Source organism: Bradyrhizobium erythrophlei (assembly GCF_900129425.1).
Lineage (GTDB): Bacteria > Pseudomonadota > Alphaproteobacteria > Rhizobiales > Xanthobacteraceae > Bradyrhizobium > Bradyrhizobium erythrophlei_C.
The window spans coordinates 8,509,222-8,535,393 of sequence record NZ_LT670817.1 but is presented as its reverse complement, the minus strand read 5'-3'; the positions used below and the strand labels follow the sequence as shown (position 1 = coordinate 8,535,393).

Here is a 26,172-nt window from a genome sequence, read left to right as displayed (position 1 = left end):
CGGCGGTGCGCCGCAGAGCCGGGACCCACCTGCAGATGACGCCATATGGACCCCGGCTCAGCAGCGCACCGCTTGCGCGCTGCGCAGCGTCCGGGGCACGAAACCTTTTTCACGCCAACAACTTCATCGGATCGGCGGCCCTTTGTTTCAGTTGATCGAACGTGCATTGCCTGGGCGCCTTATCCGGCCGCCAGCGCATAATCGAGGTGCCGTGGCGAAAGCGTTCGCCGCTGAAGTGATCGTAGGTGACCTCGACGACGAGTTTTGGCTTGAGCGGACACCACTGTGCCGAACGTTCGGTCGACCAGCGGCTCGGGCCGCCCGGCGCGTTGCCGCTAAATCCGGGTTTTGCAATCAGCGGTTCCAGCTTCGCGGTCAGCGCCGGCTTGTCCTGCTGCCTGATCGCGGAGGTGAAGCCGACATGGTGCAACAATCCGTCGCTATCGTAGAGGCCGAGCAGCAGCGAGCCGGCGACCCGCTTGCCGTCCAGTTTGTTGGTCGCGTAGCGGAAGCCGCCGACCACGCAGTCGGCGCTGCGGAAGTTCTTGATCTTCTGCATGCCGTCGCGGTTGCCGGATTGATAGGGCAGGTCGAGCCGTTTTGCGATGACGCCGTCACAGCCGCCGCCGGCGTGCGCCAGCCATTTTTTGGCGGTCGTGAAGCTCGTCGTGACCGGCGACAGTCGAAATGCCGGATTGGATTTGAACTGGGTTTTGGCAAAAGCTTCCAGCACCGGACGCCGTTTACCAAGCGGCTGAGCGGAAAGCTTTTTATCTTTCGCGGTCGCCAGAAGGTCGAATGCGATAAAGAGCGCCGGCGTTTCCTGCGACAATTTCGCGACCCGGCTCGCCGCGGGGTGAATTCGCTGCAGCAGGTCGTCGAATGAAAACGCCTTGCCATGGCGCACGACGATTTCGCCGTCGAGCAGGAAATCCGTCGCCTTGAGTTTGAGCGCGGCCTCGACCAGTTCGGGAAAGTAGCGGGCGAGATCTTCTCCCGATTTCGAGCGCAGGTCGACTTTGCCGCGTTGACGGGAGAGCAGGCAACGAAAACCGTCCCACTTCGGCTCATACTGCCATTCGGGTCCGCGCGGTATCGCATCGACGGAACGTGCTTCCATCGCCGCCGGCCGCGTCGCGCGGGAAGATTTCAATGCGGTGTTTCGAGGCGAGGGCGGCATGCCTCGTCTCAACGCAAACGGCCGGCTATTCGCCGGCCGCTGTCAGGAATAATTATTGGGGTAGCGGATCAGACCGCGGCCGTAATCCACTGCTGCAGCTTCTGCTTCGGCGCGGCGCCGACCTGGCGCGAGGCCATCTCGCCGCCCTTGAAGATCATCAAGGTGGGGATCGACATCACGCCGTATTTCGAAGCCGTCTTCGGACTCTCGTCGACGTTCAGCTTCACGATCTTGACCTTGTCGCCCATGACGCCGGAAATCTCGTCGAGTGCCGGAGCGATCATGCGGCAGGGGCCGCACCATTCGGCCCAGAAATCGACCACGACCGGGCCGGTCGCCTTGAGCACTTCGGCCTCGAAATCGGCGTCAGAAACCTTGCCAACGGCCATTGGGATACCTCGTTCGGTTGGGAAGAATGCGGCTGACAGAATCGCCGCCGGGATCATGCAGTGAACGTATGAACGCTGCGTTGCCGGGTCAAGCTTGGTCATCCCCCCGCCGAACGGTTGCCTGTTGCGCGTCCAGCGCGGGAGCAGAAATCTCCATCAATTCAGGGGTTTCGGTCCAAAGTAATGCTGCGCGGACCGGCCGCTGGGGATAAAGCTTCTGCAGCACCGCGCGGTAGAGCGCGAGCTGGCGGACATAGGCCGCCGGCGCCTCGGCCGGGGCGCGCGGCGGGGCATAATTGGTCTTGAAGTCGACGATCAGGACCTCGCCTGGCGTCACCACCAGCCGGTCGATCTGCCCCGAAACCAGTGCCGGCGACCGTCCCGGCCGCTCGATCCGCCCGGCGATCGAAACCTCGGCACGGCTGCCGGCGCCAAATACCGGCGCAAACCGCGCATCCCCGATCAGCGCCAGCACCCCCTCGGCGAGGGCCTCGCGCTCGCCGACGGTCCAGCCCGCCGCATTGCGGGCGAGGTAGTTGAGCGCCGCGTCGCGGCGGCGCTCGGCTGTGACCTCGGGCAGGGATTGCAGCAGCCGGTGCACCAGCGTGCCGCGCTGCAGCGCGCGTGCGCGGAGCTGGATGGTTTTGCCGGTCCGGACGCTGCGGCCTTGGTCCCCGGCAGAACCGGACGGGCGCAGCGGCCCGTCGGCAGGCGCCTCCGGTGCCGCTGATCTGCGCAACCATGCAGGCAGTTCGATCGGAACGGCCGCGGCCGGCGCCGCCGCTCCGCCCGTGGGGACTGCGACATCCCCAGGCCGCGAATAGCGTTTCACCGTGCCATCCGGTCGCTCGATGGTCTGCTCGTGCAATCCGGAATTGCCGAGGCCTTTGACGATCAGGTCGTACCAGGAATATTTGCGCACCGTATTCATGTTGCCCGGCATGCAGCCGCCGACGATCAGGCGGTCGGCCGCCCGCGTCATCGCCACATACAGCAGGCGGCGGTACTCATCCTCGGTTTCGGCCAGCATCGCCACGCGGGCCGCCGCGACCGCCGCCGGATCGTCGGCCTTCTTGCCGGCCCAGACCACGACGCCGGGCGCGTGCGGCGCTCCATTGCCGCGCGGAAGATGGATCAGTTTCAGCCGTTGGGTATCCGAGGGCGACGAGGTGGTGTCGACCAGGAACACCACAGGCGCTTCCAGCCCCTTGGCGCCGTGCACGGTCATGACGCGGACTTCGTCGCGCGAAATTTCCATGTCGCGCTTCACTTCGAGGTCGGCCGCGCGCAGCCACGCCATGAAGCCCTGCAGCGAAGCCGGCGCCTTGCGCTCATAGCCCAGCGCTAGTTCGAGAAACTCGTCGAGCGCGTCGTTGGCTTCATGCCCGAGCCGCCCGAGGATTCGCTTCCGGCCGCCATCGCCGCCGAGCAGCCAGGCATAGAACGCGAACGGTGTCTCGGTGGCGAAGCGGCGCTCGCATTCCTCGAGGCGCTTGAGCGCAGCTTCGAATTTTCGGTCCGTCGCCGCGTGATGATGCAGCGCCTCGTGCAGCGAGCCCCGGCGCTGCCAGGCCAGCGCGAACAGGTCGTCGTCGGAAAGGCCGAACAGCGGAGACTTCAGCGCCACCGCGAGCGCCAGATCGTCCTGCGGCAGCAGCAGCGCGTCGGCGAGGTTCATCAGGTCGATGATCGCGATATGCTCGGTCAGTTTCAGCCGGTCGGCGCCGGCGACGGGAATGCCGGCGTGCTTGAGGGCCTGGATCACGGCGTCGAAGGCATTGCCGCGCCGCCGCACCAGCACCAGCATGTCGCCGTAGCGCAAGGGACGGCGCTTGCCGGCATGGCCGGTCATGGTGCCGCTTTCGACCAGCGATTTGATCTCGGCCTGAATGCGCCTCGCAAGCCGGACCTCGGGGCTTGTCAGCGACAACCCGTCGAACGGCGCACGCCAGCCTTCGATCTCCTGCCTGGCGTCCGGCAGCTGCAACTCCCAGAGATCGATCAGGCTCGGCCCGGCATCGCCGAGAGAATTGTGGATGGGGTAGCCGGTGTCGGCGGAGTGGATGCTGCGGTAGATATCCGCCTCATGAAATACGTGGTCGACCGATTGCAGGATCGCGGCACCCGAGCGGAACGAGTAGGTGAACGACACCGGATCGAATTTCAGCCCGGCAGCAATGAACTTCCTCTCCAGCCCTCGGCGGCGGTTGTCGAATTCACGCGGCGCCGCGCCCTGGAACGAAAAGATCGACTGCTTCTCGTCGCCGACCGCGAAGATCGTTCTGACGACACCGTCGCGGGCGCCTTCGCCGGAGGTAAATTCGGAAATGATATGGTCGACAATATCCCATTGCCGGGGGCTGGTGTCCTGGGCCTCGTCGATCAATACGTGATCGACGCCGCGGTCGAGCTTGTAGTGCACCCATCCGGAGGAGACGCGGTCCAGCATCACGAGCGTCTTGTCGATCAGATCGTCATAGTCGAGCAGGCCGCGCTCCTGCTTCTCGCGCCGGTAATTCGCCGCCGCCGCGGTCGCGATCTGCAGCAGCGCCTGCGTGCGGTCCCGCGTCGTCACCGCGCGGCGGCGCTCTATCAGCGGTCCGATGCGCCGGCTTTCCTGCTCGAACCGGCCCGCGACCGCAGCATTGTTATTGCTGAAATTCTTCGTCAGCAGCGTTTTTCGCGGCGCCCGCTCGTCGGTCAGGAAGACACCGAGATATTCGTCGACCTGGGCGGCGGCGCTGAACACCAGCGCGTCGCGAAGCCGGTCCGCATGGCCCTGTTCGGTCTTGCTGCCGGTGTCGAGGATGTCAGCTAGTTCTCTCCACCGCGAACGCGGCAGATTTGGCCCGTCGACGATCGCGCGCTCGACGGCTTCGATGCGCTCATCGGCGTCGACGCCGAGCGCGGCCGACATCTGCCCCGCCGCGGCATCGGCACTCCCCGCATCGTCGGTCCATGCCATGAAGTGATCGCGGCTGAGACAGGCCTCGCGCACCACATCCTTGAAGGTGACGTCGGCGGCGCTCGCCATCGCGATATTGAGCGCCCGGCCGGTCGCGCTGTCGGGAGCGCCGGCGGCCTCGAGCAGCACCTTGAGATTGGCGCGCTCCATCATCTCGTTCTGGTCGCGGTCGTCGAGCACCGCAAAACGCGCCGGCACGTTGGCCTCGAACGGAAATTGCTGCAGCAGCCGGGTGCAGAGCGCGTGGATGGTCTGCACTTTCAGGCCGCCCGGCGTTTCCAGCGCGCAGGCGAACAGTTCGCGGGCGCGCAGGCGCAGTTTGGCATCGGGGCGGGCGATGCCCGCGTCGCGGATCGCGGCGTCGAGCGCGGCATCGTCGAGCGTGACCCAATGGCCGAGCGTGGTGAACACCCGTTCCGCCATGTTGGCGGCGGCGGCCTTGGTGAAGGTGATGCAGAGAATTTTCTCCGGCGGCACGTTGTCGAGCAGCAGCCGGATCACCCGCTGCACCAGCACGTGGGTCTTGCCCGAACCGGCATTGGCCGAGACGAATGCCGACGACGTCGGATCCGATGCGCGCGCCTGGGTGGCGCGCACGGCGTCGGGAATCGGGCGCGGCGCGGTTACCATTCTTCGATTCCCAGGCCGCCGGCGGCGGACCATTCCTTGATGCGGGCGAGATCGTCGTAGCTGCCGTAGCGGTTCGACCACATCGACAGATTGAGCGAGGTATAGGCCTGGTCCTCGTTCTCGAAGGCGCGGATCAGCGCTTCGAGCTTGCGTAGGGCCTCGTCGGCCGCCTCGTCGGGCGGCTGCGGCGTATCGCTTTTGTTGATCTTCAGCTCCAGGCGTTTTTGCTCGCCCGGCGGATTGTTGCCGCTGAGCCGCACGTAAGTGAGTTCGCTGACCGAGCTATCCGCCGCAATCCCTTCAAAGCCGCCTTCGCGCAGGATCGCGGCTTCCAGCGTCAGCTGCGGCGACAGCCCCATGCGCACCTGCTTGCCGGTCGGCGGCTGCCCGGTCTTGTAGTCGAGAATCGCAAACGTACCGTCGCGGCGGCGTTCGATCCGGTCGGCACGCGCCGACAAAATAAAAGTGCGCTCGTTGTCGAGTCGAACAGGGATCTCGCCCCGGATTTCGGCGGCGATGCTGCCGACATCGCCGCGCCGGGCGATTTCCCAATCCGCGAACCAAACGGCAATGCGCTGGAATCGCGGCCACCACAGCGCCCGCGCCTCCGGCCGCTCCATCAGCGGAGCGAAATATGTTTCGCCGATCCCGCGCAAGGCGCGCACGGGATCATCGGGCAGCGCGGCGGCGAAGGTCTGCGTGAACTCGCCGAGCGCGTCGTGGATCGCCGAACCGCGATCGGCGGCCGACAGCGGCATGTCGACGGGATCGAGCGGCGCCAGTTTCAAGATGTATTTCGCGTAGATCGTATAGGGATCGCGCAGCCAGTCCTCGATCGCGGTCACCGACAGTTTCAGCGGCCGCGTCGCGCGCGGCGGCTTCGGCGCGGGCTGGTCGATCGGCTTGACCTTCTCGGGCCGGTCGAGTTCGCTGGCGAAGCGGACATATTTTTCGCCCGCCGCCCTGGCGGCGTTCCAGCGCTCCTCGCCCGCGACCGCCTCCAGCCGGTGCAGGAATCGCGAGGCCACCGCCGGCGCGCCGCCGACTTTGGCGGCGTGGCTGAGGATCACCTCGTCGGCGCCGAGCAGTTGCGCGAAGTCGTGCGCGGAGAGGCCGATCCGCCGTTCCGGCAGATCGAGGCCGAGCTCGTGCCGCATCGGCCGGCTCAGCCACGGATCGATCCGCGGCGCCGGCGGCCAGACGCCTTCGACCAGCCCGCCGACAATGACGCGGTCGGTTTGCGTCAGCCGCGCTTCCAGCGGGCCATAGATTTTTAAATGAACGTTGGCTGTCTCCGGCCGCCGCACCGTGCGGTCGCCGAACGCGGTCTGGAACACTTCCGCATAGTCGCCGAGTTGAACCGTCAGCCCGCTCTCGGCTTGCCCGCCCGGGAGATCGTCGAACGCGGATGCCAGCGCGGAGCCCTGGGGATCCTCGAAGACATGCGCGACACCATGCTCGTCGCCCGCCAGCGCGACCAGGACGTCGCGATGGCGTTTTGCCAGATCGGCGAAATCATACGGTCTTGAGGCGCCGAGACCTTCGAGCGGTGAAAGCGCGGCCTGCAATGCCGAAATCAACTGGCCGGCCCGATCGAGCGCGGCATCTCCTAGCCGGGTTCTCGGCTCCGCGGCGTGCAGCGACGATGTCTCGCCGCGCCTGAGTTTGGCAAGTTCGGCACGAAAGCGCGCAAAGTCGCGCGCCAGCCCGCCGCTTCCCGGCTGCGGCCGGGTGCCGCGCAACAGCGCTAGTTCGAGCGTTGCAACCGCATCGTTCAATGCGCCCGGCGCGGCGCCGAGCCGGCACAGCGGATGTTTCAGCAGCGCCAGCAGCGTCGGCGGCTCCAGCTGCCTGGCCGCCGCCTCGGCTGTGAGCCGGGCGAAAACGCCGGCGGATGTTTCCATCAGCGCGTCGCCACCGGAATCGTCGAAGGCGAGATTCCAGCGGCCGAGCGCCGCCATCACCCGCCGTGCCAGCGCGCGATCCGGTGTCACCAGCGCCGCCGATTTGTTCAGATGCCGCGCCTCGCGCATCGCCACCGCGATCGCCAGCGCCTCCATCTCGGGATTGGCGGCTTCGATCACGGCGAGGTTGGTCATGCCGCCTGAAATCTTCTCGACGATTTCAGACTCGGCCAGCCGCCGGTGCCATTGCGCGGTCGCATTGGAAGGCCGCATCGCTTCGGAGACCAGCACGTCGCGCCCGTGCGGCGCCGGCTCGCCCAGGATTTCGACGTCGCCACGCTTGATGCCGAATTGATCCAGTAGCGCGTGCATCGCAAATTGCGGGTGGTTGGACGATGGATGCGTGCTGAACTTGCCGCGTGCGTCCCTTATGCCGCCGATCAATTGCCACGCTTCGTCGTCGAGATCGGTATCGAGCCCCGGCAGCACCACCGCGCCTTGCGGCAGCGCGGCGACGGCGTTGAGAAATTTCGCCGTCGCCGGCATCGAACCGGTCGAACCCGCCGCGATCACCGGGCCGTCATGATGCGCGGTCAGGCGTTTGGCCTCGGCGGCGATCAGGAGGTCGCGCCGCGCCGCCGGCTCGATCCTGCCGATTTCCTCGAGGTGAGCCGGCCACGCCCGCCGCGCGATCTGCAGGAACTCGAGCGAGTGCTGCCAATACTGGTCGAGCTGATCCGGCACCAGGCCGTCCAGCGCGTCCCAGCCGACGCCCCGCGTCACCATGTCGTCCATCAGCCGCGCCAGATCGCTGGCCAGTGCAAGGGTCGAGGCCGGGCCGCCGACGACCAGCGGCGCCAATACCGGACCCTTCGCCCACATCCCCACCAATTTCGCCAGCGTCAGCCGGCGGTCCAGTTCGGCGAGATCAGGCGGAATCTCCAGCGGCGCCGTGCCGCCATAGTGTTCGGCCTCTTCGGCAAACGCCAGTTCGTCTTCGTCGATATCGCCGAGCGCGACGATGCGCGGCAACAGCACGGCGTCGGATTTCAACTCGTCGAGAAAGATCTCCCGCGCCATGCGTCCGGCGCGGCGGGTCGGCACATACAGCGTCACGCGCGCCAGCCGCTCGGGCTGCGCGCGGGCCTCAAAACCATCGACCAGCCGGCCATCGACCAGCGCGGCAACGACGGTGCGCAGAAACGGCACGGAGAGAGGAACACTGAAAACGCGCATCGGCTTCCTGATTCGCAGGTCAGGATGCACCATGGCACGGGCAGCAATGTGGAGGGAGGGGCACCACCGTCATTCCGGGGCGACGCGAAAGCGTCGAACCCGGAATCTCGAGATTCCGGGTTCGCTAGCGCGCCCCGGAATGACGGGGAGAGTTCGTCATGCCCGGCCTTGTGCCGGGCATCCACGTCTTGACTTCACTGAGGCAAGAAAGACGTGGATAGCCGGGACATCTACGCGAAGACGCGCTTCGCGCTTTGGCCCGGCCATGACGAAAAGGGCAACTGCTCTTCGAATTGTGAGCAAACACCTCTCCACCGTCGTCCCGGCCACCGAGCCGGGACCCATGTCCACCGGAGGCGAGAGGCCTGCGTTGGTTCACCGCCACGTTAGGCGGCCGGCCGACCCTGCAGCATCCCGGCAATGCCGAGGTCCTCGTCGAGTTCGGGCCAGTGAATCCCCATCGGCATCAGCTCGAACCGCCCGCGCGCCGCTGCACTGGCGTCCCGCAGCCGCGGATACCATTTGAGTGGCGTCGCGATCCGGCGGCCATCCGCCAGCGTCACCACCAACTCGTCGGCGGTGAAGGCAACCGAAACCGGCCTGAGTTCGCCGACATCAATTTCCAAAGTGCTCATGCCATTTGCCTTCGAGGAGATCGCGCTGTGGTCGCAGGTGGAGGATAATAGCGCCGATTTCATGGGCGTCATCGCGGCCACCCGATCCCAATCTCGTCATGGCCGGGCTTGACCCGGCCATCCACGTCTTGCTTGCTTGGCCCCGATAAGACGTGGGTGCGCCGGGCGAGACGGCAGCGTAATGCGACCGACCACTGAGCGGCATAGGGTTGTCTCATACCCCATCCTCCCGCTAGGTTGCGGCCATGGGGGAAGCCAAAAACACCGAAGCCGTAGAAGCCTTTATCCGGCGCTGGCAGGGCCGCGAGGGCGGCCAGGAACGGGCGAATTACGTCTCGTTCCTCAATGAACTGATCGCGTTGCTCGGATTGCCACCGCCCGACCCGGCCGACGCCACCCATGAACATAACGATTACGTGTTCGAACGGGCCGTCAGGAAGCACAGGGACGAGGGCGACTCGCAGGGGCGGATCGACCTTTACAAGAAGAACAGTTTTGTCCTTGAAGCCAAGCAGAGCCGCCTGAAGGGCAGTAAGAAAATTCCGGGCCAGAACGACCTGTTCACCGCCGAAATCCCTGAGGATTCGCGCGGCCGCCGCGGCGCGGATCGCGCCTGGGACGTGCTGATGCTCAACGCCAAGCGGCAGGCGGAAGAATACGCCCGCGCCCTGCCGACGTCCCACGGCTGGCCGCCGTTCATCCTCATCTGCGATGTCGGGCACTGCATCGAGGTCTATGCCGATTTTTCCGGGCAGGGCAAGAACTACACCCAGTTTCCGGACCGCCAGACCTTCCGCATCTATCTCGAAGACCTGCGCAACGAGGACGTCCGCGACCGGCTCCGGAAAATCTGGCTCGACCCGGCATCGCTCGATCCGGCGCAACAATCGGCGAAGGTCACGCGCGACATCGCCAAGCGGCTTGCGCAAGTCTCCCTCGCGCTGGAGAAGAAGAACTACCCCGCGCAGGACGTCGCGATGTTCCTGATGCGCTGCCTGTTCACGATGTTCGCGGAGGATGTCGGGCTGCTGCCTGAAAAATCCTTCAAGGAAGTCCTGGAGGAATGCGAGAAGAACCCGGATGCCTTCACGCATGACGTGGGGCAACTCTGGGAGGCGATGGACCTGGGCACATGGGCGCACGTGCTGAAAACCAAGGTGAAGAAATTTAACGGCGAGTTCTTCCGAAATCGTGCCGCGCTGCCGCTTGGCCGCGAGGAGATTGGCGAATTGCGACAGGCCGCCAGTTACACATGGAAAGAGGTCGATCCGTCGATCTTCGGAACGCTGCTCGAACAGGCGCTCGATCCCGAAGAGCGTGACCGGCTCGGCGCGCATTATACGCCCCGCGCCTATGTCGAAAGGCTGGTGGTCGCGACCGTCATCGAACCGTTGCGCGAGGATTGGCGCAATGTGCAGGCCACGGCGGAAACCAAACGCGCTTCCGGCGATCTCAAGGGCGCGGCAGCTGAAGTACGGGTCTTTCACGAAAAACTGTGCGAGACACGGGTGCTCGATCCCGCCTGTGGCACCGGAAATTTCCTCTACGTCTCATTGGAATTGATGAAGCGCTTGGAAGGCGAGGTGCTGGAAGCACTGCTCGATCTCGGAGGCCAGGAAGCCCTGCGCGGGCTCGGCTCTCACAGCGTCGATCCGCATCAATTCCTCGGGCTTGAGATCAATCCGCGCGCGGCGGCAATCGCGGAGCTGGTGCTGTGGATCGGCTATCTGCAGTGGCATTTCCGCACCAAGGGTGCGGCGCCTGAAGAGCCGATTCTGCGTGCATTCAGGAACATTCAGGTCAAGAACGCCGTGCTGACGTGGGACTCCGACTTAACAATTGGCGTTGACGTCACTGCCGCTAAGGCGCTCGAAGCCAACGAAGGCGTGAGCTCGCCGGGCGTGAAACTGCACGGCGCCGGCTTCATTGTCTCGCGACTGGAGGCGGAACATTTAGGCCTTGGCAAGCGACCGGGCCTCGAAAAGCACCTTCGGGAATATCGCCATGGACGCGATCTGACCTCACGGCCTCGAGGCGTTTTGGTCATCGATTTGTTTGGATTGCGAGAAGATGAAGTGAGAAGGCAATTTCCAGAGGTCTACCAACATGTAAAATTAGAGGTGAAAGAGAAAATAGCAATCAATAGCAAAGGTGAGCAAGAATTTATCGGCCGCGATTGGAACAACCGCGAGTCATATAAAGAGAAGTGGTGGATTTTTGGCGAACCTCGTGAAGAGTTGCGACCTGCCCTATTCCGGCCGAGCCCCGCGGGCTTGATAGGAAGTGATTTGCCCGTCGGGCTTCCGTCGCGAAAACCTGTCCAGCCCCCTTTGAAAAAATATTCTGGTTTTCCGAAGACCCAAATCACTTTATATTTGTCGCCATCCCGTCCCGAGAGAGGGGCGTTGGCCATCGTCACGAACGTTGGGGCGGGATGCGGTGGACGCGGCAGCGTTAGGCGTGACACGTGATGCAGGGCGGGCTTCGGCTCGTGAGCGATCAACGGCATGCTGACGAACGGCGCTGATGCGGACGGTGAAATCGTGTGGTCCTGACGCCTCGACGCCGGCGTCAAGTCTTGCGGAGGTGCTTACGCCCAACCGGGCGCACGCGCCATCTTCCGCAAGGCGACGGTGACAAGAAAGCCGATCGCCGGGGAGATCACGAAATAAGCCGTAAAACCATTGCGTGCGGGAATGCCGGGTGATTCCGGTGGCTCGCTGTGAATACTCGTGTGCATACTTGCTACCAATATGCGCACACGAGGCTGCGGGTGCATCGGGCATCCGGCATTCCCCACGCCCTCTCATTTCCGGGGCGGCGATTTCTTGCAAACCTCGGGCGCATCGCGTCGCGAGAATGCGAAGGTGTGTCTGGATCCGCTCGCAATGACAATCTTACAACACTTGCACCTTGGCTGTTGAAAATTTGAATCCGATATGGACGGTGCCGCGCCCGGCGCTCTTCACCTCTCCCCTTGCGGGAGAGGTCGGATCGCATCGTCAGATGCGATCCGGGTGAGGGGTTACGGTCCATCGATAGACCTGAACCCCTCACCCCAACCCTCTCCCGCAAGGGGAGAGGGAGCTCACCGCCGATGCCGGCACAGGGACGCTTCACTTCGGAGGAATCGGGTCGTCGCTTTGCTCCGCGATCAAAGGGAGCAATTCGTAGGCTGCGCAAGGGCGCTCTTTGAGCCGTGCCCGCCCTACGACCAGGCTACGCCACGCTTTGAAGAAAGGCCTCTTCCGCGGCGTGAACCGCGTCGGGGGTTCCGACATGCATCCACACGCCGTCGAGCCGCAGGCCGAACAGCCGTTCCTGCTCGTTGGCGCGATCGAACATTTTGGTCAGCGAAAATTCGCCCGACGGGGCGTCGGCGAACAGCGACGGCGACATGATCGCAGCGCCGGCATAGACGAACGGGACCACCTGATGTTCCCTCCGCTTGCGCAGCGCGCCATCGGGCAGCATGGCGTAGTCGCCGCGCCCGCCATAGCCGATGCTGCTGGTGGTCGGCGCCATCAGCAGCAGGATATCCATGCGCGCGGGATCGAAGGTTTCGGCCAGCCGCGCCAGATTGGGCCGCACGCCGTCGATCCACATGGTGTCGGCATTGACGAGGAAGAACGGTGCAGGCCCGAGCAGGGGCAGCGCCTTGACGACGCCGCCGCCGGTGCCGAGCACCTCGTCGCGCTCATCGGAGATGATCACGCGCGGCCGCGCGCGGGCGGCGACGTGATCGATGATCTGGTCGGGCAGATAGTGCACGTTGACGACGGCTTCGCTGACGCCGGCGTCGCGAAGCTTGTCGAGCACATGATCGAGCAGCGCGCGGCCCGCCACGCGCACCAGCGGCTTCGGCAGATGGTCCGTCAGGGGACGCATGCGCACGCCGAGACCGGCGGCGAGGACCATGGCTTTGTTGGGCTTGACGGACATCTTCGGAAATTTCTCGAACTGGATTCAGGCTGGCGCGAATCATATCACGGTGATTTGCAGGGCGCATCGACCGCGGACGCCATAGCCGCAGCCCGTGACGATTGTGCGACGGCGCGTTCAGACTTCCGCGGCCTGCGGCGCACCGCGCCTCGCCGACCTTTTTTTCTTGTCGCCGGTTTTAAGGAAATTGACGCCGATCTGATCGCCATTGACCCAGGACAGCTCGCAGCGCCGATAGGCGAGACCCGTGGACGACAGCAGCAGGAAGAATTCCTTGAGTTGCAGCCCTTCGACCGAGCCCTCGATGGTGAGTTTGGCACCGGTCTCCGAAATGTCTTCCATGAGGCATTCGCGCCGCCAGGTGCCGTCGATGCCCATCATATGCGCGGGAATCCCGCGCTCGAACGTGACGCGCTCGCCCTTGCGCCGTTCCGACACCATAAATTCGCTCCAGCCCTCAAAGCCGCCGCCCGCGCCGGGCAGGATTTGCGGCAGATTAAGGCAGGGTGGCTAACAACCCGTAAATCAGGGAACCGGCGCGGGCACGTGGGCGGAATACCACTCCCGGGCGCGCGCCAGCGCGGGGTGAGCCAGCGATCGGGTGAGATAGGTCCAGATTCTGGGCTGGTGGCGCAGATATTGCGGCTTGCCGTCACGCCGGTTGAGCCGCGCAAAGGTACCGAGCAGCCGCGTGTTACGTTGTGCCGACATGATGGCGTACAGCTCGGCGAAACCGACCGGGTCGAACTTATCGTCGGACGCGCGCCGCGCCTTGATATAGCGCGTCAGCAGCGCAAGCTCGAGCGCTTCGGGCACATCGAGGCGCGCGTCCTGCAACAGCGACACCAGATCGTAGGCGGCGGGACCCAGCACGGCGTCCTGGAAGTCGATCACGCCCACTTTCGCGATCCCGGGCCGCTGCTCGAGCCAGATCAGGTTGGGGGAGTGAAAATCCCGCAGCAGCCAGGTCCTGGCGCTGGAGACGGGTTTGCTCAACAAATCGCGCCACATCGCGACGAATTCGGCGCGCAGGTCGCCGGTCGGCTCCGCCCCGCGGTCCGGCAGATACCATTCCAGCATCAATCCGACCTCGACCAGCAGCGCCTCGGTGTCGAAGGTGGGGATGGCGTAGCTGAGCTGCGGCGCCAGCGGGAGAATCTCGGGCAGGGCTTCGCGATGCAGCGCGGCCAGCAAGTCGGTCGCGGCCTCGTACCGCTCCGCGATCGGTCGGGCTGGATCGCCCTCGACAAAACCCGCGCTGCCAAAATCCTCGGTGATCAGGAATCCCGTGTCGAGATCGGCGTGACGAATGGCCGGCGCCGAGAAGCCGCGCTCGCGCAGGCCGCCGGCGATGGCGACGAACGGCTTGACGTCCTCGGCAAGGTGCACCGCCGCGCTGTACGACCTGCCGTCATAGATCGCCGGTCCGTCGGGCCGCCGCGGCGAGTTCATCAGGATGACCACGCCGTCGTCGCGGACAAGCCGCGCATAGGAGCGCGTCGACGCATCGCCGGCCATGCGCTGGCGCCTGGCGTCGGTATAGCCGGCGCCGTCGAGAAACTGCCGCAGCGCCTTCAGCCTCGCGACTTGCGCGCCCGCTTTGCCATAGCCGGTGATTTCAGCGGCGCGCGCGGTGGATCCCAGCGCCGAACGGTGACTGAGCGCGATATCGATGCGGTCGGCGGGAAGCGCCGATGGCGCGCGCTCCGGCCATTCGATCAGCGCCACCGTGCCCTCCGGCAAGGGCGACAGGCCGAGCTCTTCCAGTTCGAGGGGATCGTTGACGCGGTAGAGATCGGCATGAATCAGCGGAAACGGCGGCAGATCGTAGGTCTGCGCCAGCGTGAAGGTCGGGCTTGGAACCTCGACGGCGTCGTCACCGGCGAGATAGCGGATCATCGCCCGTGCCGCGGCGGTCTTGCCGGCACCGAGGTCGCCCGAAAGCGTGATGACATCGCCGGGGCCGATCAGCAGCGCCAGATCGGCCATCAGATGCGCGGTGGCCGTCTCGTTCGCCAGCGCAACCGAGAATGTGGTGGGAGCCGTCATTCCGCGGCGTTGCGATGCGCGGCCTGATCGGTCGGAAAGTCGCACGTGACGGTCGTGCCTTTGCCGACGATCGAATCGACGCGCACCTTGCCTCCGTGCAGTTCGACAAAGGAGCGCACCAGCGACAGCCCGAGGCCGGCGCCGCGATGCCGCGATCCGTTGGAATGACTCTCGAACCAGTCGAACACCTTGTCCTTGACGTCGGGCGGAATGCCCGGACCGGAATCGGTCACCGTGAAAATGACGTTGTGCTCGGTTCGCGTGGCGCTCAGGCCGACGGTCGAATCCTGAGGCGAAAATCCGACGGCGTTGGCAAGCAGGTTATACAGCACCTGCACCACGCGACGTTCGTCGCCGACAAAGCTCCCGATGTTCGGGTCGACGTCGACCTTGAGTTCGATGCGGTCGGTCGCGAGCCGGTCCTGGATGCCCTCGGCCGCGGCCTCGATGGTCTTGCGGATATCGATCGAGCCGAGATTGAGCGACATCGCGCCGGCGTCGATGGTGGCGAGATCGAGGATGTTGTTGATGATGGCGAGCAGCGCGTTGGTCGAGGCGGTGATGTAGCCGAGATATTCGGCCTGCTTCGGCATCAGCGGGCCGGTGACGGGGTCGCTCAGGAAGTGCGCAAAGCCGATGATGGTGGTCAGCGGCGAACGCAGTTCGTAGGACACGTGATGGACGAAATCGACCTTCATCTGGTCCGCGGTCTCCAGCGCCTCGTTGCGCTCGCGCAGCGCCCGCTCGACGTTCTCGGTATCCGTAATGTCCTGGAATGTCAGCATGGTGGCGCCGTCGGGCAGCGGCATGGTCATGCAGTCCAGCACGCTGCCGTCCTTGCGCTCGAGCTTCAGCGGCACCTCAACCCGGTTTTCGATCGCCGTAATCGCTTCGCGGAGCGTCCGCCATGTGCCGGCGTCATCGAACAGCGGCCTGCACCAGGCCTCCACGGTCTCGATATGCGGCTGTTCCTGCATCGCCTCCGCCGACAGCTTCCACATTTTCGCGAAAGCCGGATTGAAGAGTTGCGCGCGGCCATTGCTGCCGAACACCGCGACGGCCTCGGCGAGATTATCGAGCGTTTCACGCTGGACCCGGATCAGGCCGTCAAAGCGCCGCGCCAGTTCCAGGCTTTCGGTCACGTCGTCGAACAGATAGGTGACGCCGCCTTCCGGATTGGGCGTGGTGACGACGCTGACCGCGCGGCCATCGGGCAGATACCAGGTGTCCTTTTGGGGATCGACCGCGCGATAGGCCTCGTGCAGCTTGACCTTCCAGGCCCGGAAATCCGGCTGTTCGGGGAGTTTGCGGGCGGCGCGCAGCCGATCGAGCACGCTCGAATCATCGGGATTGCTGTCGAGGAACGCGCGGTCGAGGTCCCACAGCCGGCGATAGGAATCGTTGTAGAACGCAAGGCGCCGCTGGCCGTCGAACACGGCGACCCCGGACGACAGTTGATCGAGCGTGCGGCGATGCGCCTCCGCCATCCGCACCAGCGCCGCGCGCAGCGCGGTGGCTTCGCTGGCGTCGATGGCGATGCCGACGCTCCCGTTGCCATCGAGATTGGTCGCATGCACATCGTAGATGCGGCGCTCGCCGCCGACCACGATCGGCAGCCGCGCGGTGAAAGCCGTAGCGCCGTTCAACGCGCGGTCCATATCGCCGCGGGCGCCGCTGTCGAGCAGTTCAAGGCCGCGATCGATCGCATCCGCGACGCTGACGGCTTCGGTCGCCCGCGCATAGGCGGCGTTGGCATAGCTGAGCCCGCCTTTGGCGCGCTTGGCCCAGATCGGCCACGGCGCGGCGGCGGCGAAACCGCGCAACATCTCGGTTTCTTCCAACAGCGCCTTGTGCCGCAGGTTGGTCTCGGCGAGTTCCCGGCGCAATCCGCCGAGCTCGCGAATCCGGACGATGGCCTGGCCGCCGATGGCGCGGCCCATGGCCTCGATGGAACGTCCGGTCGATGTCGTCAGATTGAGCAGAAAACCCTCGCCGGCCTCGCGCAGGGCGTCGACGGCGTGATCCATCTGCAGCGCCGGTTCCGGCGGCAGCCAGGTTCCGAAGGCCAGAACGCGCTGCGGGGAATCCTGCGACATCAGCAGCGAGGTGTCGCCGCTGATCTGGGGGCGATTATCGCCTGCCGCCCACGAGATCAGAATCTGCGGCTCGGCGAACAGCAGCGCCCGGAACCGGTCGGCCTGGACCTGCAGTTCCCCGATATCGGCGCGCAGCCGGGCCTCGTTCTTGGCCGCGCCGACCCGCGTGCGCATCAAAAGGATCGCAGCCACCACCGTAAAGCCGAGCAATGCCAGTGCCGTGGTCAGCACCGCGAATTCCTGACGATTGAGGTTGAGGTAGCCCGAAATCGCCTGCAGCAGCGGCAAATCGCCGGCATGAGCGGGCGTGGTCGACAGCAGTGCGGCGATGCCAAGCCCGGTCAGGCCGTTACGTGCCAGTGATGTGCACGACAGCAGGGTCCGACGCATCGCCACGATTACGCCCGACATAGTTCGCCCCAAACCACACGACTATACGCCCGGCGCCTGATCTCGCCGTTCGCGAATCGAGTGACAATATCCCCAACCGGAGTCGAGGGGTAAGAGTCCAGACCGTGAACGCGAATCTCGGGGCAAAAAAATGCGGTGCCAACCCCCCGGCGGCGCGACTTTTATGAAGATTCATCCGCGGCTTGATCGAAATCAGCGCCCGGTGGAACCGAAGCCGCCACTGCCGCGGTCGGTGGCGGAAAGCGACACCGCGAGAACGAGTTCCGCGCGGGCCACGGACGCTATCACCATCTGCGCGATGCGCTCGCCGCGCCGGATCGGAAACGACGCGTCGCCGTGGTTGATGAGGAGCACACCGATCTCGCCGCGGTAATCCGCGTCAACCGTGCCAGGCGCATTCAATACGGTGACGCCGTGTTTCGCGGCGAGCCCGGAACGCGGCCGGACCTGCGCCTCGTAGCCCGCAGGCAGCGCGATCGTCAGCCCGGTCGGCACCAGCGCGTGCTTCCCCGGGGCGAGGATCATGGGCGCATCTTCCGGTACCGCGGCCAGCAGATCGAGCCCGGCGGCGTGCGCGCTCTGGTAGGCCGGCAGCGCCAGGCCCTCGCCGTGCGGCAATTGCCGGATCTCGACCTGGACGGTGACGCTCACGAGGTTTTCTCCACAGTCAAAGTCTTTACGATCCGCCCCACCAGGGCGGTGGCGACGTCTTCCTTGGTCATCGCCGGCCAGGAGTCGACATGGATGCCGGCGCCATCACGGGTCAGCAGGTGGACGGTGTTGCGGTCACCACCCATCACGCCCGTCGCCGGCGAGACATCATTGGCGACGATCCAGTCGCAGCCTTTGCGCGCGAGTTTGGCCTTGGCGTTGTCGATCAGGTTTTCCGTCTCGGCGGCGAATCCGATTACCAGTCCCGGCCGCTTATCCGGCAATTTCGAAATCGTCGCCAGGATGTCGGGATTTTCCACCAGTTGCAGCGGCGGCATGCCGGCCGCCGTTTTTTTCAGTTTCTGCTCACCCTCGTTGGCAACGCGCCAGTCGGCGACGGCGGCGGCGAAGATCGCGATGTCCGCCGGAAGCGCGGCTTCCACCTGGTGCAGCATCTCGCGCGCGGATTCCACATGTTTCACCGTGACCCCGGCGGGATCATCGAGGTCGACCGGGCCCGAGATCAAAGTAGCGTCCGCGCCCGCCGCCTGTGCCGCGGCGGCAATGGCAAAACCCTGTTTGCCGGAGGAGCGGTTGGCGATGTAGCGCACCGGATCGATCGGCTCGTGCGTCGGCCCTGCCGTAATGAGGATGCGCTTGCCGGCAAGCGGTTTCGGTTGGGAGGGGCGCAGAAAGCGCTCCGCGGCGGCAGCTACTTCCAAGGGCTCCGCCATCCGGCCGACACCGGCCTCGCCGGCTTCGGCCATTTCGCCGGCATTGGGTCCGATCATGCCGACGCCGTCGCGTTTGAGCTGCGCAGCATTGCGGCGGGTTGCGGCGTTGTTCCACATTAAAGGATTCATCGCCGGTGCCAGCAGGATCGGCCGGTTGGCCGCGAGCAAAATGGCACTGGCGAGATCGTCGGCGTGACCGTTCGCCATCTTCGCCATCAGGTCCGCGGTCGCCGGCGCCACCACGATCAGGTCGCAGTCGCGCGCCAGACGGATGTGGCCGGCATCGAACTCGCTCTCCGGATCGAACAGATCGGTGTAGGCGCGCTCGTTCGACAGCGCGCTGGCCGCAAGCGGGGTGACGAACTGCTGCGCAGCCCTGGTCAGCACGCAGCGGACGTGGATATGTCGTTCCTTCAGCCGCCGGATCAGGTCCAGCGCCTTGTAGGCGGCGATACCGCCGCCGATGATCAGGGTGACGCGGCGAAGGTTGCCTGCGTCGCGAGCAGCGCGCGGGCGCGCCACGTCGCCCTGGGGAACGGTTTGAGAGCCGGCTGCCGTGAGCAAGGGCTGATTCTGCGAGGCGTCGCGCAGGATCACCCGCACCTCGTCCTCGACCGAGCGGCCGTTGCGGGCCGCGCGCAGGCGCAGCTCGTCCCGGATGGCGTCGTCGAGTTTTCGGATGGTTAGGCTGGCCATTGGGAATCTCTATTGCGACAGCAATGCTAGCATGGCATGAAAGCAGTGCAATCACATCTGCTTGATGGCCATCAGAATCCCGATGAAGGTCGCCGCGATGATCCAGAGCGCAATGGTCCGCCAGCGGCTTTTGCGGCCTTCGGTCCGGCCCATCGCGGCGATTGTCTCGGGCGACAGGGTCAGCCCTTCCCGGGTCATGGTCTCCAGCTGCTCCAGCACGGCCACGGAACGCGCCGCGATCGCCGGCAGGCCCGCCATCACCCGGCCCAGCTCGCCGGCGCCGGTCATCGCCCCCTGAATGCGTCCCACGGGACCGAGATTGCGCGCGATCCATTCGCGAACCACGGGATCGGCAATCTTCCAGATATCGAGTTTCGGATCGAAGCTGCGCGCGACGCCTTCGACCACCACCATGGTCTTCTGCAGCAGGATCAGTTCGGGGCGGGTCCGCATGTCGAACAGGCCGGTAACCTCGAGCAGCAGCGTCAACAGCTTCGCCATCGAAATTTCCTCGGCGGTGCGGTTGTGGATCGGCTCGCCGATGGCGCGGATCGCCTGCGCAAAATTCTCCACCGAGTGATGGCCCGGCACATAGCCGGCCTCGAAATGCACTTCGGCGACACGGCGATAGTCGCGGGTGATGAAGCCCAGCAGAATTTCGGCCAGGAAGCGCCGTTCCTTCGAGCCGAGTCGGCCCATGATGCCGAAATCGACCGCGACCAGGCGGCCGGAATCGTCGAGAAACAGATTGCCGGGGTGCATGTCGGCATGAAAGAAGCCGTCGCGCAACGCGTGGCGCAGGAAACTCTGGATCACCTTGCGGCCGAGCTCGGGCAAATCAACTTGCGACTGCTCAAGCCGTGCATGGTCGCTCAGCGCGATGCCGTCGATCCATTCCATCGTCAGCACATTATGAGTGGTGCGATCCCAGTCGACGGCGGGCACGCGAAAATCCGGATCGTCGCGGGTATTCTCCGCCATCTCCGACAGCGCGGCGGCCTCCAGCCGCAGATCCATCTCCATCGCCACCGAGCGCGACATCGTGTTGATGACTTCGACCAGCCGCAGCCGCCGCGCCTCCGCCGAATAGGTTTCAGCATTGTACGCGACAAAGAAGAAATCGCCGAGGTCGCGGCGGAAACGCGCGCCGACATTGGGCCTCAGCACCTTCACCGCGACCGATTTGCGCACGCCATCGCGCTCGGTTTCACCACGATGCACCTGGGCGATCGAGGCGGCGGCGACCGCCGGACCCAGGCTCACAAATGCCTCTGCCACCGGGCGTTCCAGCGACTGCGCGATCACGGCCTCGGCTTCGTCTTGTGAAAACGGCGGCAGCCGGTCCTGCAGGCTTTCCAGATCGCGCGCCATGACGACGCCGACCACGTCGGGCCGCGTGGCGAGAAATTGTCCGAGCTTGAGATAGGCGGGCCCGAGCCGGGTCAGCGCGCGCGACAGCCGCGGGCCGGATTTGGCGCCGGGGCGCTCGATGATCCGCGCGAGTCGGAGCGCGAGTTGCCCGGGCGGCGGCACCAGACTCGGATCGACGACGCCGAACACGCCTTCGCGCGCGAACACGAAACCGGCGCGGGCGAGCCGCGCGATGTGGGTCAGGGCAGAAATCACAAACGCCAGCCTGAATGCAGCGCCACGATGCCGCCCGAAAAGCTCTGCCAGTTGACGCGGGAAAAGCCGGCGGCGCGGATCATCTCGGCAAAGGCGCCGGGCCTGGGAAATTTCCGAATCGATTCGACGAGATATTGATACGATTCGGCGTCTCCGGTCACCGCGCGGCCGAGCGGCGGTATCACCTTGAACGAAAACAGATCGTAAATCCGGTCGAGCCCGGGCACGTCGACGGTGGAAAATTCCAGGCACAGAAATCTCGAGCCTGGCTTCAGCACGCGATACGCTTCGCTCAAAGCAAGATCGATCCGCGGCACGTTGCGGATGCCGAACGCAATGGTGTAGGCGTCGAAACGGCGGTCGGGGAAAGCCAGCGCCTCGGCATTGCCCTCGACGAACGACACCCGGTCGTCGAGATGGCGCGCCGCCGCGCGCTCGCGGCCGACTTGAAGCATATCGGAATTGATGTCGCAGACGGTGGCCTGAAAACCCAGGCCCGCCGCCTTGGCGGCGCGGAACGCGATGTCGCCGGTGCCGCCGGCAACATCCAGCAGCGCAAACGGCGTATCGCCGCGCGGCGGATTGAGCGCGTTGATCATCAGATCTTTCCAGACGCGGTGCAGCCCCGCCGACATCAGATCGTTCATCAGGTCGTAACGCTGCGCCACGCTGCGAAACACGCCGTTCACCAGCGTCTGCTTGTCCCCCAATGGGACGTCCCTGAAGCCGAAATGGGTGGTTGGGTCCGGCTGATTCATGTCTTTGCGCCCTCAAACGTGCAGCGGCCGACCATAGCGCCCCCGCCGCAATGTCGCTATCACGTCAACATCACAAGGTGAACGCCGATCCATGCCCGAATTGCCCGAAGTCGAGACCGTCCGCCGTGGCCTGCAACCGGTGATGGAGGGATCCAAAATCGTGAAAGCCGAAACCCGGCGCAAGGACCTGCGGTTTCCGTTTCAGAAGGATTTTGTGACACGGCTTACGGGCCAGACCGTGACCGGTCTTGGCCGTCGCGCCAAATACCTGATGGCCGATCTTGCCTCCGGCGACGTGCTGCTGATGCATCTGGGGATGTCGGGCTCATTCCGCGTCCTCAAGGAGGAGGACGAGAAGACACCGGGCCAATTCCATCATCCGCGCAGCGGGGACCGCGCCCATGATCATGTGGTGTTCCACATGTCATCGGGCGCGGCCGTTGTCTTCAACGATCCGCGTCGCTTCGGCTACATGAAGATCATTGCCCGCAACGCGCTCGAGCATGAGCCCTTGCTCAGGGGGCTCGGCCCCGAACCGCTCGGCAACGAATTCGACGCAGCGATGCTGGCGCGCTCCTGCGCCAACAAGAAGACCAGCCTGAAGGCCGCGCTGCTCGACCAGCGCGTGGTCGCGGGGCTCGGCAACATCTATGTCTGCGAAGCGCTGTATCGTGCGCATCTGTCGCCGCGGAGACTGGCCGCGACCTTGGCGACAAAGACCGGACAACGCAAGGGCGTTGCCGGGGGCGAGCCGACCGACCATGCCCGGCGGCTGGTCGCGGCAATCCATGCGGTGCTCAATCAGGCCATCAAGGCTGGCGGCTCGTCGCTGCGCGATCACCGCCAGACCACCGGCGAACTCGGCTATTTCCAGCATTCGTTCGGGGTCTATGACCGCGAAGGCGAAAAGTGCCAGACCGCCGGATGTGAAGGAATCGTGCGGCGATTCACCCAGAACGGGCGCTCGACGTTCTGGTGTCCGAAGTGTCAGAAATGAAATTACTGCCTGCGCAGGCACGCGATGCATTTGCGGCTGCCGCCCGGCCATCGATGATTGCGAAGGGATCGCTGATAGTTGGGCGGCAAACGCAACACCGGCATGTCCCGCACCGATAGGGGCCACTGACACGACCGTGATACAGAGTGTTCCGCAGAAAGGGAGGACGATACGGCACCATGACCGGTAACTGGCGGGATCGCGCGGGCACATTATTCGATTGTCAGAAACGGCCGGCATCGGGCAGCCGCGGCATGGTTGTCAGCAATCATCCGCTGGCGTCCGCCGCGGGCGCGGAGATGCTCGCCGCCGGCGGCAACGCCATTGACGCCGCGATCGCGACGCTGTTCGCGCTGACCGTGGTCGAGCCGATGATGGTCGGGATCATCGGCGGCGGCATGGCGCATATCCGGCTTAGCGACGGCAGCCACCGCTTCATCGACGGCCAGAGCACCGTTCCACTTGCCGTGAAGCCCGACACCTATCGATCGAGGCCCGGTTCGGCGCATGATGTGTTCGATACGCTCGACGATGAAAATCTCACCGGCCCGAAGGCGGTGGCGGTGCCCGGCTCGCTCAAGGCCTGGTGCGAGACGCTGGCGAGATTCGGGACCATGAGTCTCGCCGACGTCATGCAGCCCGCGATCAAGCATGCCTCGCGCGGCTTCGCGGCGACGCCCTATCTGCATGAATGCATCGTCGACGGCGCTAGCGAGATGCGCAAGGACAAGGCGATATCGGCGATTTATCTTCCCAATGGAACGCCGCTGCGGGCCGGCGAGCGCGTTGTGCAATCGGAATATGCCGAAACGCTCACCTATATTTCGCGCCCCGGCGAAGCCGCGCTGTATACGGGTGTGCTCGGCAACATTCTGGTGGACTATATGAAGGCGCATGGCGGCTTCATCGGCCACCAAGACCTGATGTCCTACAGAACCGTGGAACGCTCTCCTGTTCGGGCCGACTACCGCGGCTGGGAGATTCTCGGCCCGCCGCCGCCCGCGGCTTCCGGCGTGCACATCGCACAGATGCTGAATATTCTCGAGGGCTACGACATCGCCCGCAGCGGCTTCGGCACCGCCGAGACCATCCATCTCCTCGCCGAAGTGTTGAAGATCGCGTTTGCCGATCGCGCCGCCGCGAGCGGCGATCCGGATTTTGTTCGTGTACCGGTGGAACGGCTGATCTCGAAGGATTACGCCAACGAGCGGCGCCGCGCGATCGATCAGACGCGCGCGCAACGCTGGGGCGCAGGCGTGGCGCAGTTCGAAGGCGCCCACACCACGCATATGACGGCCGCGGACGCGATGGGGAACGTGGTCGCGACCACCCAGACCATCAACAGTCTGTTCGGCGCCAAGTTTCTGATTCCCGGCCTCGGCGCGGTCCCGAACAATTACATGAACCTGTACGATCCGCGGCCCGGCCATGCCCTGTCGCTGGCGCCGGGCAAGCGCGTGACCACCTCGATGTCGCCTATGATGGCGCTGCGCGATGGCAGGCTCGTCTACGCGCTCGGCCTTCCCGGCGGGAAGAAGATTTTTCCGAGCGCGTTGCAGGCGCTGGTCAACCTGATCGATCACGGCATGAGCCTGCAGGAGGCGGTCGAGGCGCCGCGGGTCTGGACCGAGGGTAATGCGCTCGAGGTCGAAAAGGCCGTGCCGGATGGCGTTCGCACGACCCTCACGGCGATGGGGCACAATGTGGCCGCGGTGCCGACCGTGGCCGGGGGCATGAATGCGATCCAGTTCCACGATGACAGCTCATTCACGGGCGCGGCCTGCTGGCGTGCCGACGGCACGCCGATCGGCCTTGCCGGAGGGCTGGCGCCAGCGGGCGTAAGATTTGGGCTGGGGTGAGATGACGGCTGTGAGCGTAGGACGGCCGTCACTTCCTCACGCAGATCACGCGCACCACCGACGCCTTGGCGTCCGACGATCCGCTCGTCGCATTGACGCTGTTCGCTTTTAAAAACTCGCGCACCGTATCGGCCGGCACCAGCGCGGCTTGCGCCGCGGGCGTGGCGTTCGTCGGGCCGGCAACGACCACCGGCTTCAACAGCGCCACGCCGGCGAATTTGCCGTCGGCGTCAAGCGCCGCAGCACCCGAAAAGCCCAGCGCCGGCGCCGGTGACAGCGCGAGATCGCCGCTGCCGCCGACCTGCGTCATCGTTGCCTTGACGCTGCTGACGGCGCCGCCGCCGCCCTGGTTTTGCGGGTCGGCGATGCCGGTCAGTTCGACGCCGGATTTCGCCGCGCCGTTGCCGAGGCCGAGTGGCTTCAATCCGCGCGCGCCGTAAATGCGCAGCAGCGCCAGATCATGATCCTTGTCCTCGGCGACGCGGTCGGCATTGCCGTAGCCCGCAATCGCTATCGCCAGGCAGCCGTCGGTGGTCTCGCGGTCGGCAACAATCGCGCCGTCATCGCTGACGACAATCCCGGTGCTGTATTCGACGGTCTTGCGCGGTGGCGGGCCCGCGGCCTGCGCGCCCCCCGGAAACGGATTGAACGCGCTCGACATCGCGATCACCACCGGCTCGACGGTATTTTCGGTAGCCTGATCGTAGAGGATGGTCAGGATGCGGACCTCGTCGCCCCGAAACGTTCCACGCAGGTAAAATTTCTTCAGGCCCTGTAAGCCCGACAGCACAAAGAAATCAGGCTTGACCACGGTGTAATCGATCTGGCGCCCGGCGGGTTCCTTCTTTTCCCGCTCGGCGAGTTTTGCCGTGGTCGGGTTGGCTTCCTTGCGCCGCGAAAGCTGAATCTGGATGGTGCCGGTGGACGAACTCCATTTGGCGCCGTTGGCGTCGCTGGATTGCTGCGGCACCAGCTTGGTGGGGATGCCGAGCCGCACGCCCGTGCCGGCATCGGTGACGATTTTCCACCCGACATTGTCCTGCCGCCGTTTCGCGGTTTCGGCGAGCACGCCGCGCTCCTGCGGATTGAGGACGCCGGTCTGCTTGCCGCCCCTCGCTTTCTGGAATTCCTTGATGGCGGCGACCATGCGCTCGCTGACGTCGCCGGTGATGGCGCCGTTGTACTGGCCGACCCAGGCCAGGTCCGACTGGATCGCCAGGCGCTCGGCCTGCGCCATCGCATTGGCGGTATCGGCGGGGGTCTGCAAAGCCGGGCGGATCGGAACGGTCGCGACCGGCTTCGGCTTGACGCCGGTGACGGTAGCCGTTCCGGACATCTGTGCCTGGGCGGAGGCCCCCGCGGCGACGAATATCAATGTTGCCGTCAGCATCGATCTCATGACAAGTCTCGGGTC

General features: G+C 65.1%; 17 protein-coding genes. 3 read left to right on the top strand and 14 right to left on the bottom strand.

Translation table 11 applies throughout. The annotated features are described in order from the left end of the window. Window positions 1-109: 109 nt before the first annotated feature. From B5527_RS40540 to B5527_RS40520, 5 genes are all read right to left on the bottom strand, one after another. Window positions 110-1,120, bottom strand: coding sequence for an ATP-dependent DNA ligase (locus tag B5527_RS40540; protein WP_079606494.1), 1,011 nt, complete (start codon window positions 1,118-1,120; stop codon window positions 110-112). A gap of 128 nt (window positions 1,121-1,248) precedes the next feature. Next, the gene (gene trxA / locus B5527_RS40535) at window positions 1,249-1,569 is read right to left on the bottom strand and encodes a thioredoxin (protein WP_079606493.1); all 321 of its coding nucleotides are present in this window, start codon (window positions 1,567-1,569) and stop codon (window positions 1,249-1,251) included. Window positions 1,570-1,657: 88 nt separating this feature from the next. Continuing rightward, the gene (gene addA / locus B5527_RS40530; RefSeq protein WP_079606492.1) at window positions 1,658-5,164 is read right to left on the bottom strand and encodes a double-strand break repair helicase AddA; all 3,507 of its coding nucleotides are present in this window, start codon (window positions 5,162-5,164) and stop codon (window positions 1,658-1,660) included. Next, window positions 5,158-8,304, bottom strand: coding sequence for a double-strand break repair protein AddB (addB, locus tag B5527_RS40525; RefSeq protein WP_079607877.1), 3,147 nt, complete (start codon window positions 8,302-8,304; stop codon window positions 5,158-5,160). Before addB ends, addA begins: the two co-directional genes overlap by 7 nt. 386 nt (window positions 8,305-8,690) lie before the next feature. Next, a complete protein-coding gene (locus B5527_RS40520) occupies window positions 8,691-9,011 on the bottom strand; it encodes a DUF2442 domain-containing protein (RefSeq protein ID WP_245332799.1) in 321 nt (106 codons plus the stop codon). Window positions 9,012-9,184: 173 nt separating this feature from the next. On the opposite strand from B5527_RS40520, the gene B5527_RS40515 reads away from it, so the two are divergent. Next, window positions 9,185-11,410: a type IIL restriction-modification enzyme MmeI gene (locus B5527_RS40515; protein ID WP_338065077.1), complete on the top strand. Its 2,226-nt coding sequence runs from the start codon at window positions 9,185-9,187 to the stop codon at window positions 11,408-11,410. A gap of 748 nt (window positions 11,411-12,158) precedes the next feature. Here B5527_RS40515 and B5527_RS40510 read toward each other — a convergent pair. From B5527_RS40510 to ubiE, 8 genes are all read right to left on the bottom strand, one after another. Continuing rightward, window positions 12,159-12,881, bottom strand: a complete 723-nt coding sequence (locus tag B5527_RS40510; RefSeq protein ID WP_079606490.1) for a nucleotidyltransferase family protein — start codon at window positions 12,879-12,881, stop codon at window positions 12,159-12,161. Window positions 12,882-12,998: 117 nt separating this feature from the next. After that, window positions 12,999-13,322 (bottom strand): PilZ domain-containing protein, encoded by a 324-nt coding sequence (locus B5527_RS40505; protein WP_079606489.1) that lies wholly within the window; start codon window positions 13,320-13,322, stop codon window positions 12,999-13,001. Between the two features lie 84 nt (window positions 13,323-13,406). After that, entirely contained in the window at window positions 13,407-14,930 is a 1,524-nt protein-coding gene (tsaE, locus tag B5527_RS40500; protein WP_079606488.1) for a tRNA (adenosine(37)-N6)-threonylcarbamoyltransferase complex ATPase subunit type 1 TsaE, read from the bottom strand. Then, a complete protein-coding gene (locus B5527_RS40495) occupies window positions 14,927-17,437 on the bottom strand; it encodes a sensor histidine kinase (protein WP_079606487.1) in 2,511 nt (836 codons plus the stop codon). The genes tsaE and B5527_RS40495 overlap by 4 nt, the downstream gene beginning before the upstream one ends. A 192-nt stretch (window positions 17,438-17,629) precedes the next feature. After that, complete coding sequence (gene dut, locus B5527_RS40490; RefSeq protein WP_079606486.1) at window positions 17,630-18,088, bottom strand: dUTP diphosphatase; 459 nt, start codon at window positions 18,086-18,088, stop codon at window positions 17,630-17,632. Next, a complete protein-coding gene (gene coaBC, locus B5527_RS40485; RefSeq protein WP_079606485.1) occupies window positions 18,085-19,518 on the bottom strand; it encodes a bifunctional phosphopantothenoylcysteine decarboxylase/phosphopantothenate--cysteine ligase CoaBC in 1,434 nt (477 codons plus the stop codon). Before coaBC ends, dut begins: the two co-directional genes overlap by 4 nt. A gap of 51 nt (window positions 19,519-19,569) precedes the next feature. Beyond that, window positions 19,570-21,144 (bottom strand): 2-polyprenylphenol 6-hydroxylase, encoded by a 1,575-nt coding sequence (gene ubiB / locus B5527_RS40480; RefSeq protein ID WP_079606484.1) that lies wholly within the window; start codon window positions 21,142-21,144, stop codon window positions 19,570-19,572. Further along, complete coding sequence (gene ubiE / locus B5527_RS40475; protein ID WP_079606483.1) at window positions 21,141-21,902, bottom strand: bifunctional demethylmenaquinone methyltransferase/2-methoxy-6-polyprenyl-1,4-benzoquinol methylase UbiE; 762 nt, start codon at window positions 21,900-21,902, stop codon at window positions 21,141-21,143. Before ubiE ends, ubiB begins: the two co-directional genes overlap by 4 nt. A 91-nt stretch (window positions 21,903-21,993) precedes the next feature. On the opposite strand from ubiE, the gene mutM reads away from it, so the two are divergent. Then, window positions 21,994-22,899, top strand: coding sequence for a bifunctional DNA-formamidopyrimidine glycosylase/DNA-(apurinic or apyrimidinic site) lyase (gene mutM, locus B5527_RS40470; protein ID WP_079606482.1), 906 nt, complete (start codon window positions 21,994-21,996; stop codon window positions 22,897-22,899). Between the two features lie 179 nt (window positions 22,900-23,078). Further along, complete coding sequence (ggt, locus tag B5527_RS40465; RefSeq protein ID WP_079606481.1) at window positions 23,079-24,758, top strand: gamma-glutamyltransferase; 1,680 nt, start codon at window positions 23,079-23,081, stop codon at window positions 24,756-24,758. A gap of 28 nt (window positions 24,759-24,786) precedes the next feature. Here the strand turns inward: ggt and B5527_RS40460 are convergent, their stop codons facing one another. Continuing rightward, entirely contained in the window at window positions 24,787-26,157 is a 1,371-nt protein-coding gene (locus B5527_RS40460) for a serine protease (RefSeq protein WP_079606480.1), read from the bottom strand. Window positions 26,158-26,172 lie beyond the last annotated feature (15 nt).

Excerpts from the sequence above, each read along its gene's own strand:
- B5527_RS40540 (WP_079606494.1), bottom strand. The coding sequence starts at position 1,120 with ATGGAAGCACGTTCCGTCGATGCGATACCGCGCGGACCCGAATGGCAG.
- trxA (WP_079606493.1), bottom strand. The coding sequence starts at position 1,569 with ATGGCCGTTGGCAAGGTTTCTGACGCCGATTTCGAGGCCGAAGTGCTC.
- addA (WP_079606492.1), bottom strand. The coding sequence starts at position 5,164 with ATGGTAACCGCGCCGCGCCCGATTCCCGACGCCGTGCGCGCCACCCAG.
- addB (WP_079607877.1), bottom strand. The coding sequence starts at position 8,304 with ATGCGCGTTTTCAGTGTTCCTCTCTCCGTGCCGTTTCTGCGCACCGTC.
- B5527_RS40520 (WP_245332799.1), bottom strand. The coding sequence starts at position 9,011 with ATGACGCCCATGAAATCGGCGCTATTATCCTCCACCTGCGACCACAGC.
- B5527_RS40515 (WP_338065077.1), top strand. The coding sequence starts at position 9,185 with ATGGGGGAAGCCAAAAACACCGAAGCCGTAGAAGCCTTTATCCGGCGC.
- B5527_RS40510 (WP_079606490.1), bottom strand. The coding sequence starts at position 12,881 with ATGTCCGTCAAGCCCAACAAAGCCATGGTCCTCGCCGCCGGTCTCGGC.
- B5527_RS40505 (WP_079606489.1), bottom strand. The coding sequence starts at position 13,322 with ATGGTGTCGGAACGGCGCAAGGGCGAGCGCGTCACGTTCGAGCGCGGG.
- tsaE (WP_079606488.1), bottom strand. The coding sequence starts at position 14,930 with ATGACGGCTCCCACCACATTCTCGGTTGCGCTGGCGAACGAGACGGCC.
- B5527_RS40495 (WP_079606487.1), bottom strand. The coding sequence starts at position 17,437 with ATGTCGGGCGTAATCGTGGCGATGCGTCGGACCCTGCTGTCGTGCACA.
- coaBC (WP_079606485.1), bottom strand. The coding sequence starts at position 19,518 with ATGGCCAGCCTAACCATCCGAAAACTCGACGACGCCATCCGGGACGAG.
- ubiE (WP_079606483.1), bottom strand. The coding sequence starts at position 21,902 with ATGAATCAGCCGGACCCAACCACCCATTTCGGCTTCAGGGACGTCCCA.
- mutM (WP_079606482.1), top strand. The coding sequence starts at position 21,994 with ATGCCCGAATTGCCCGAAGTCGAGACCGTCCGCCGTGGCCTGCAACCG.
- ggt (WP_079606481.1), top strand. The coding sequence starts at position 23,079 with ATGACCGGTAACTGGCGGGATCGCGCGGGCACATTATTCGATTGTCAG.
- B5527_RS40460 (WP_079606480.1), bottom strand. The coding sequence starts at position 26,157 with ATGAGATCGATGCTGACGGCAACATTGATATTCGTCGCCGCGGGGGCC.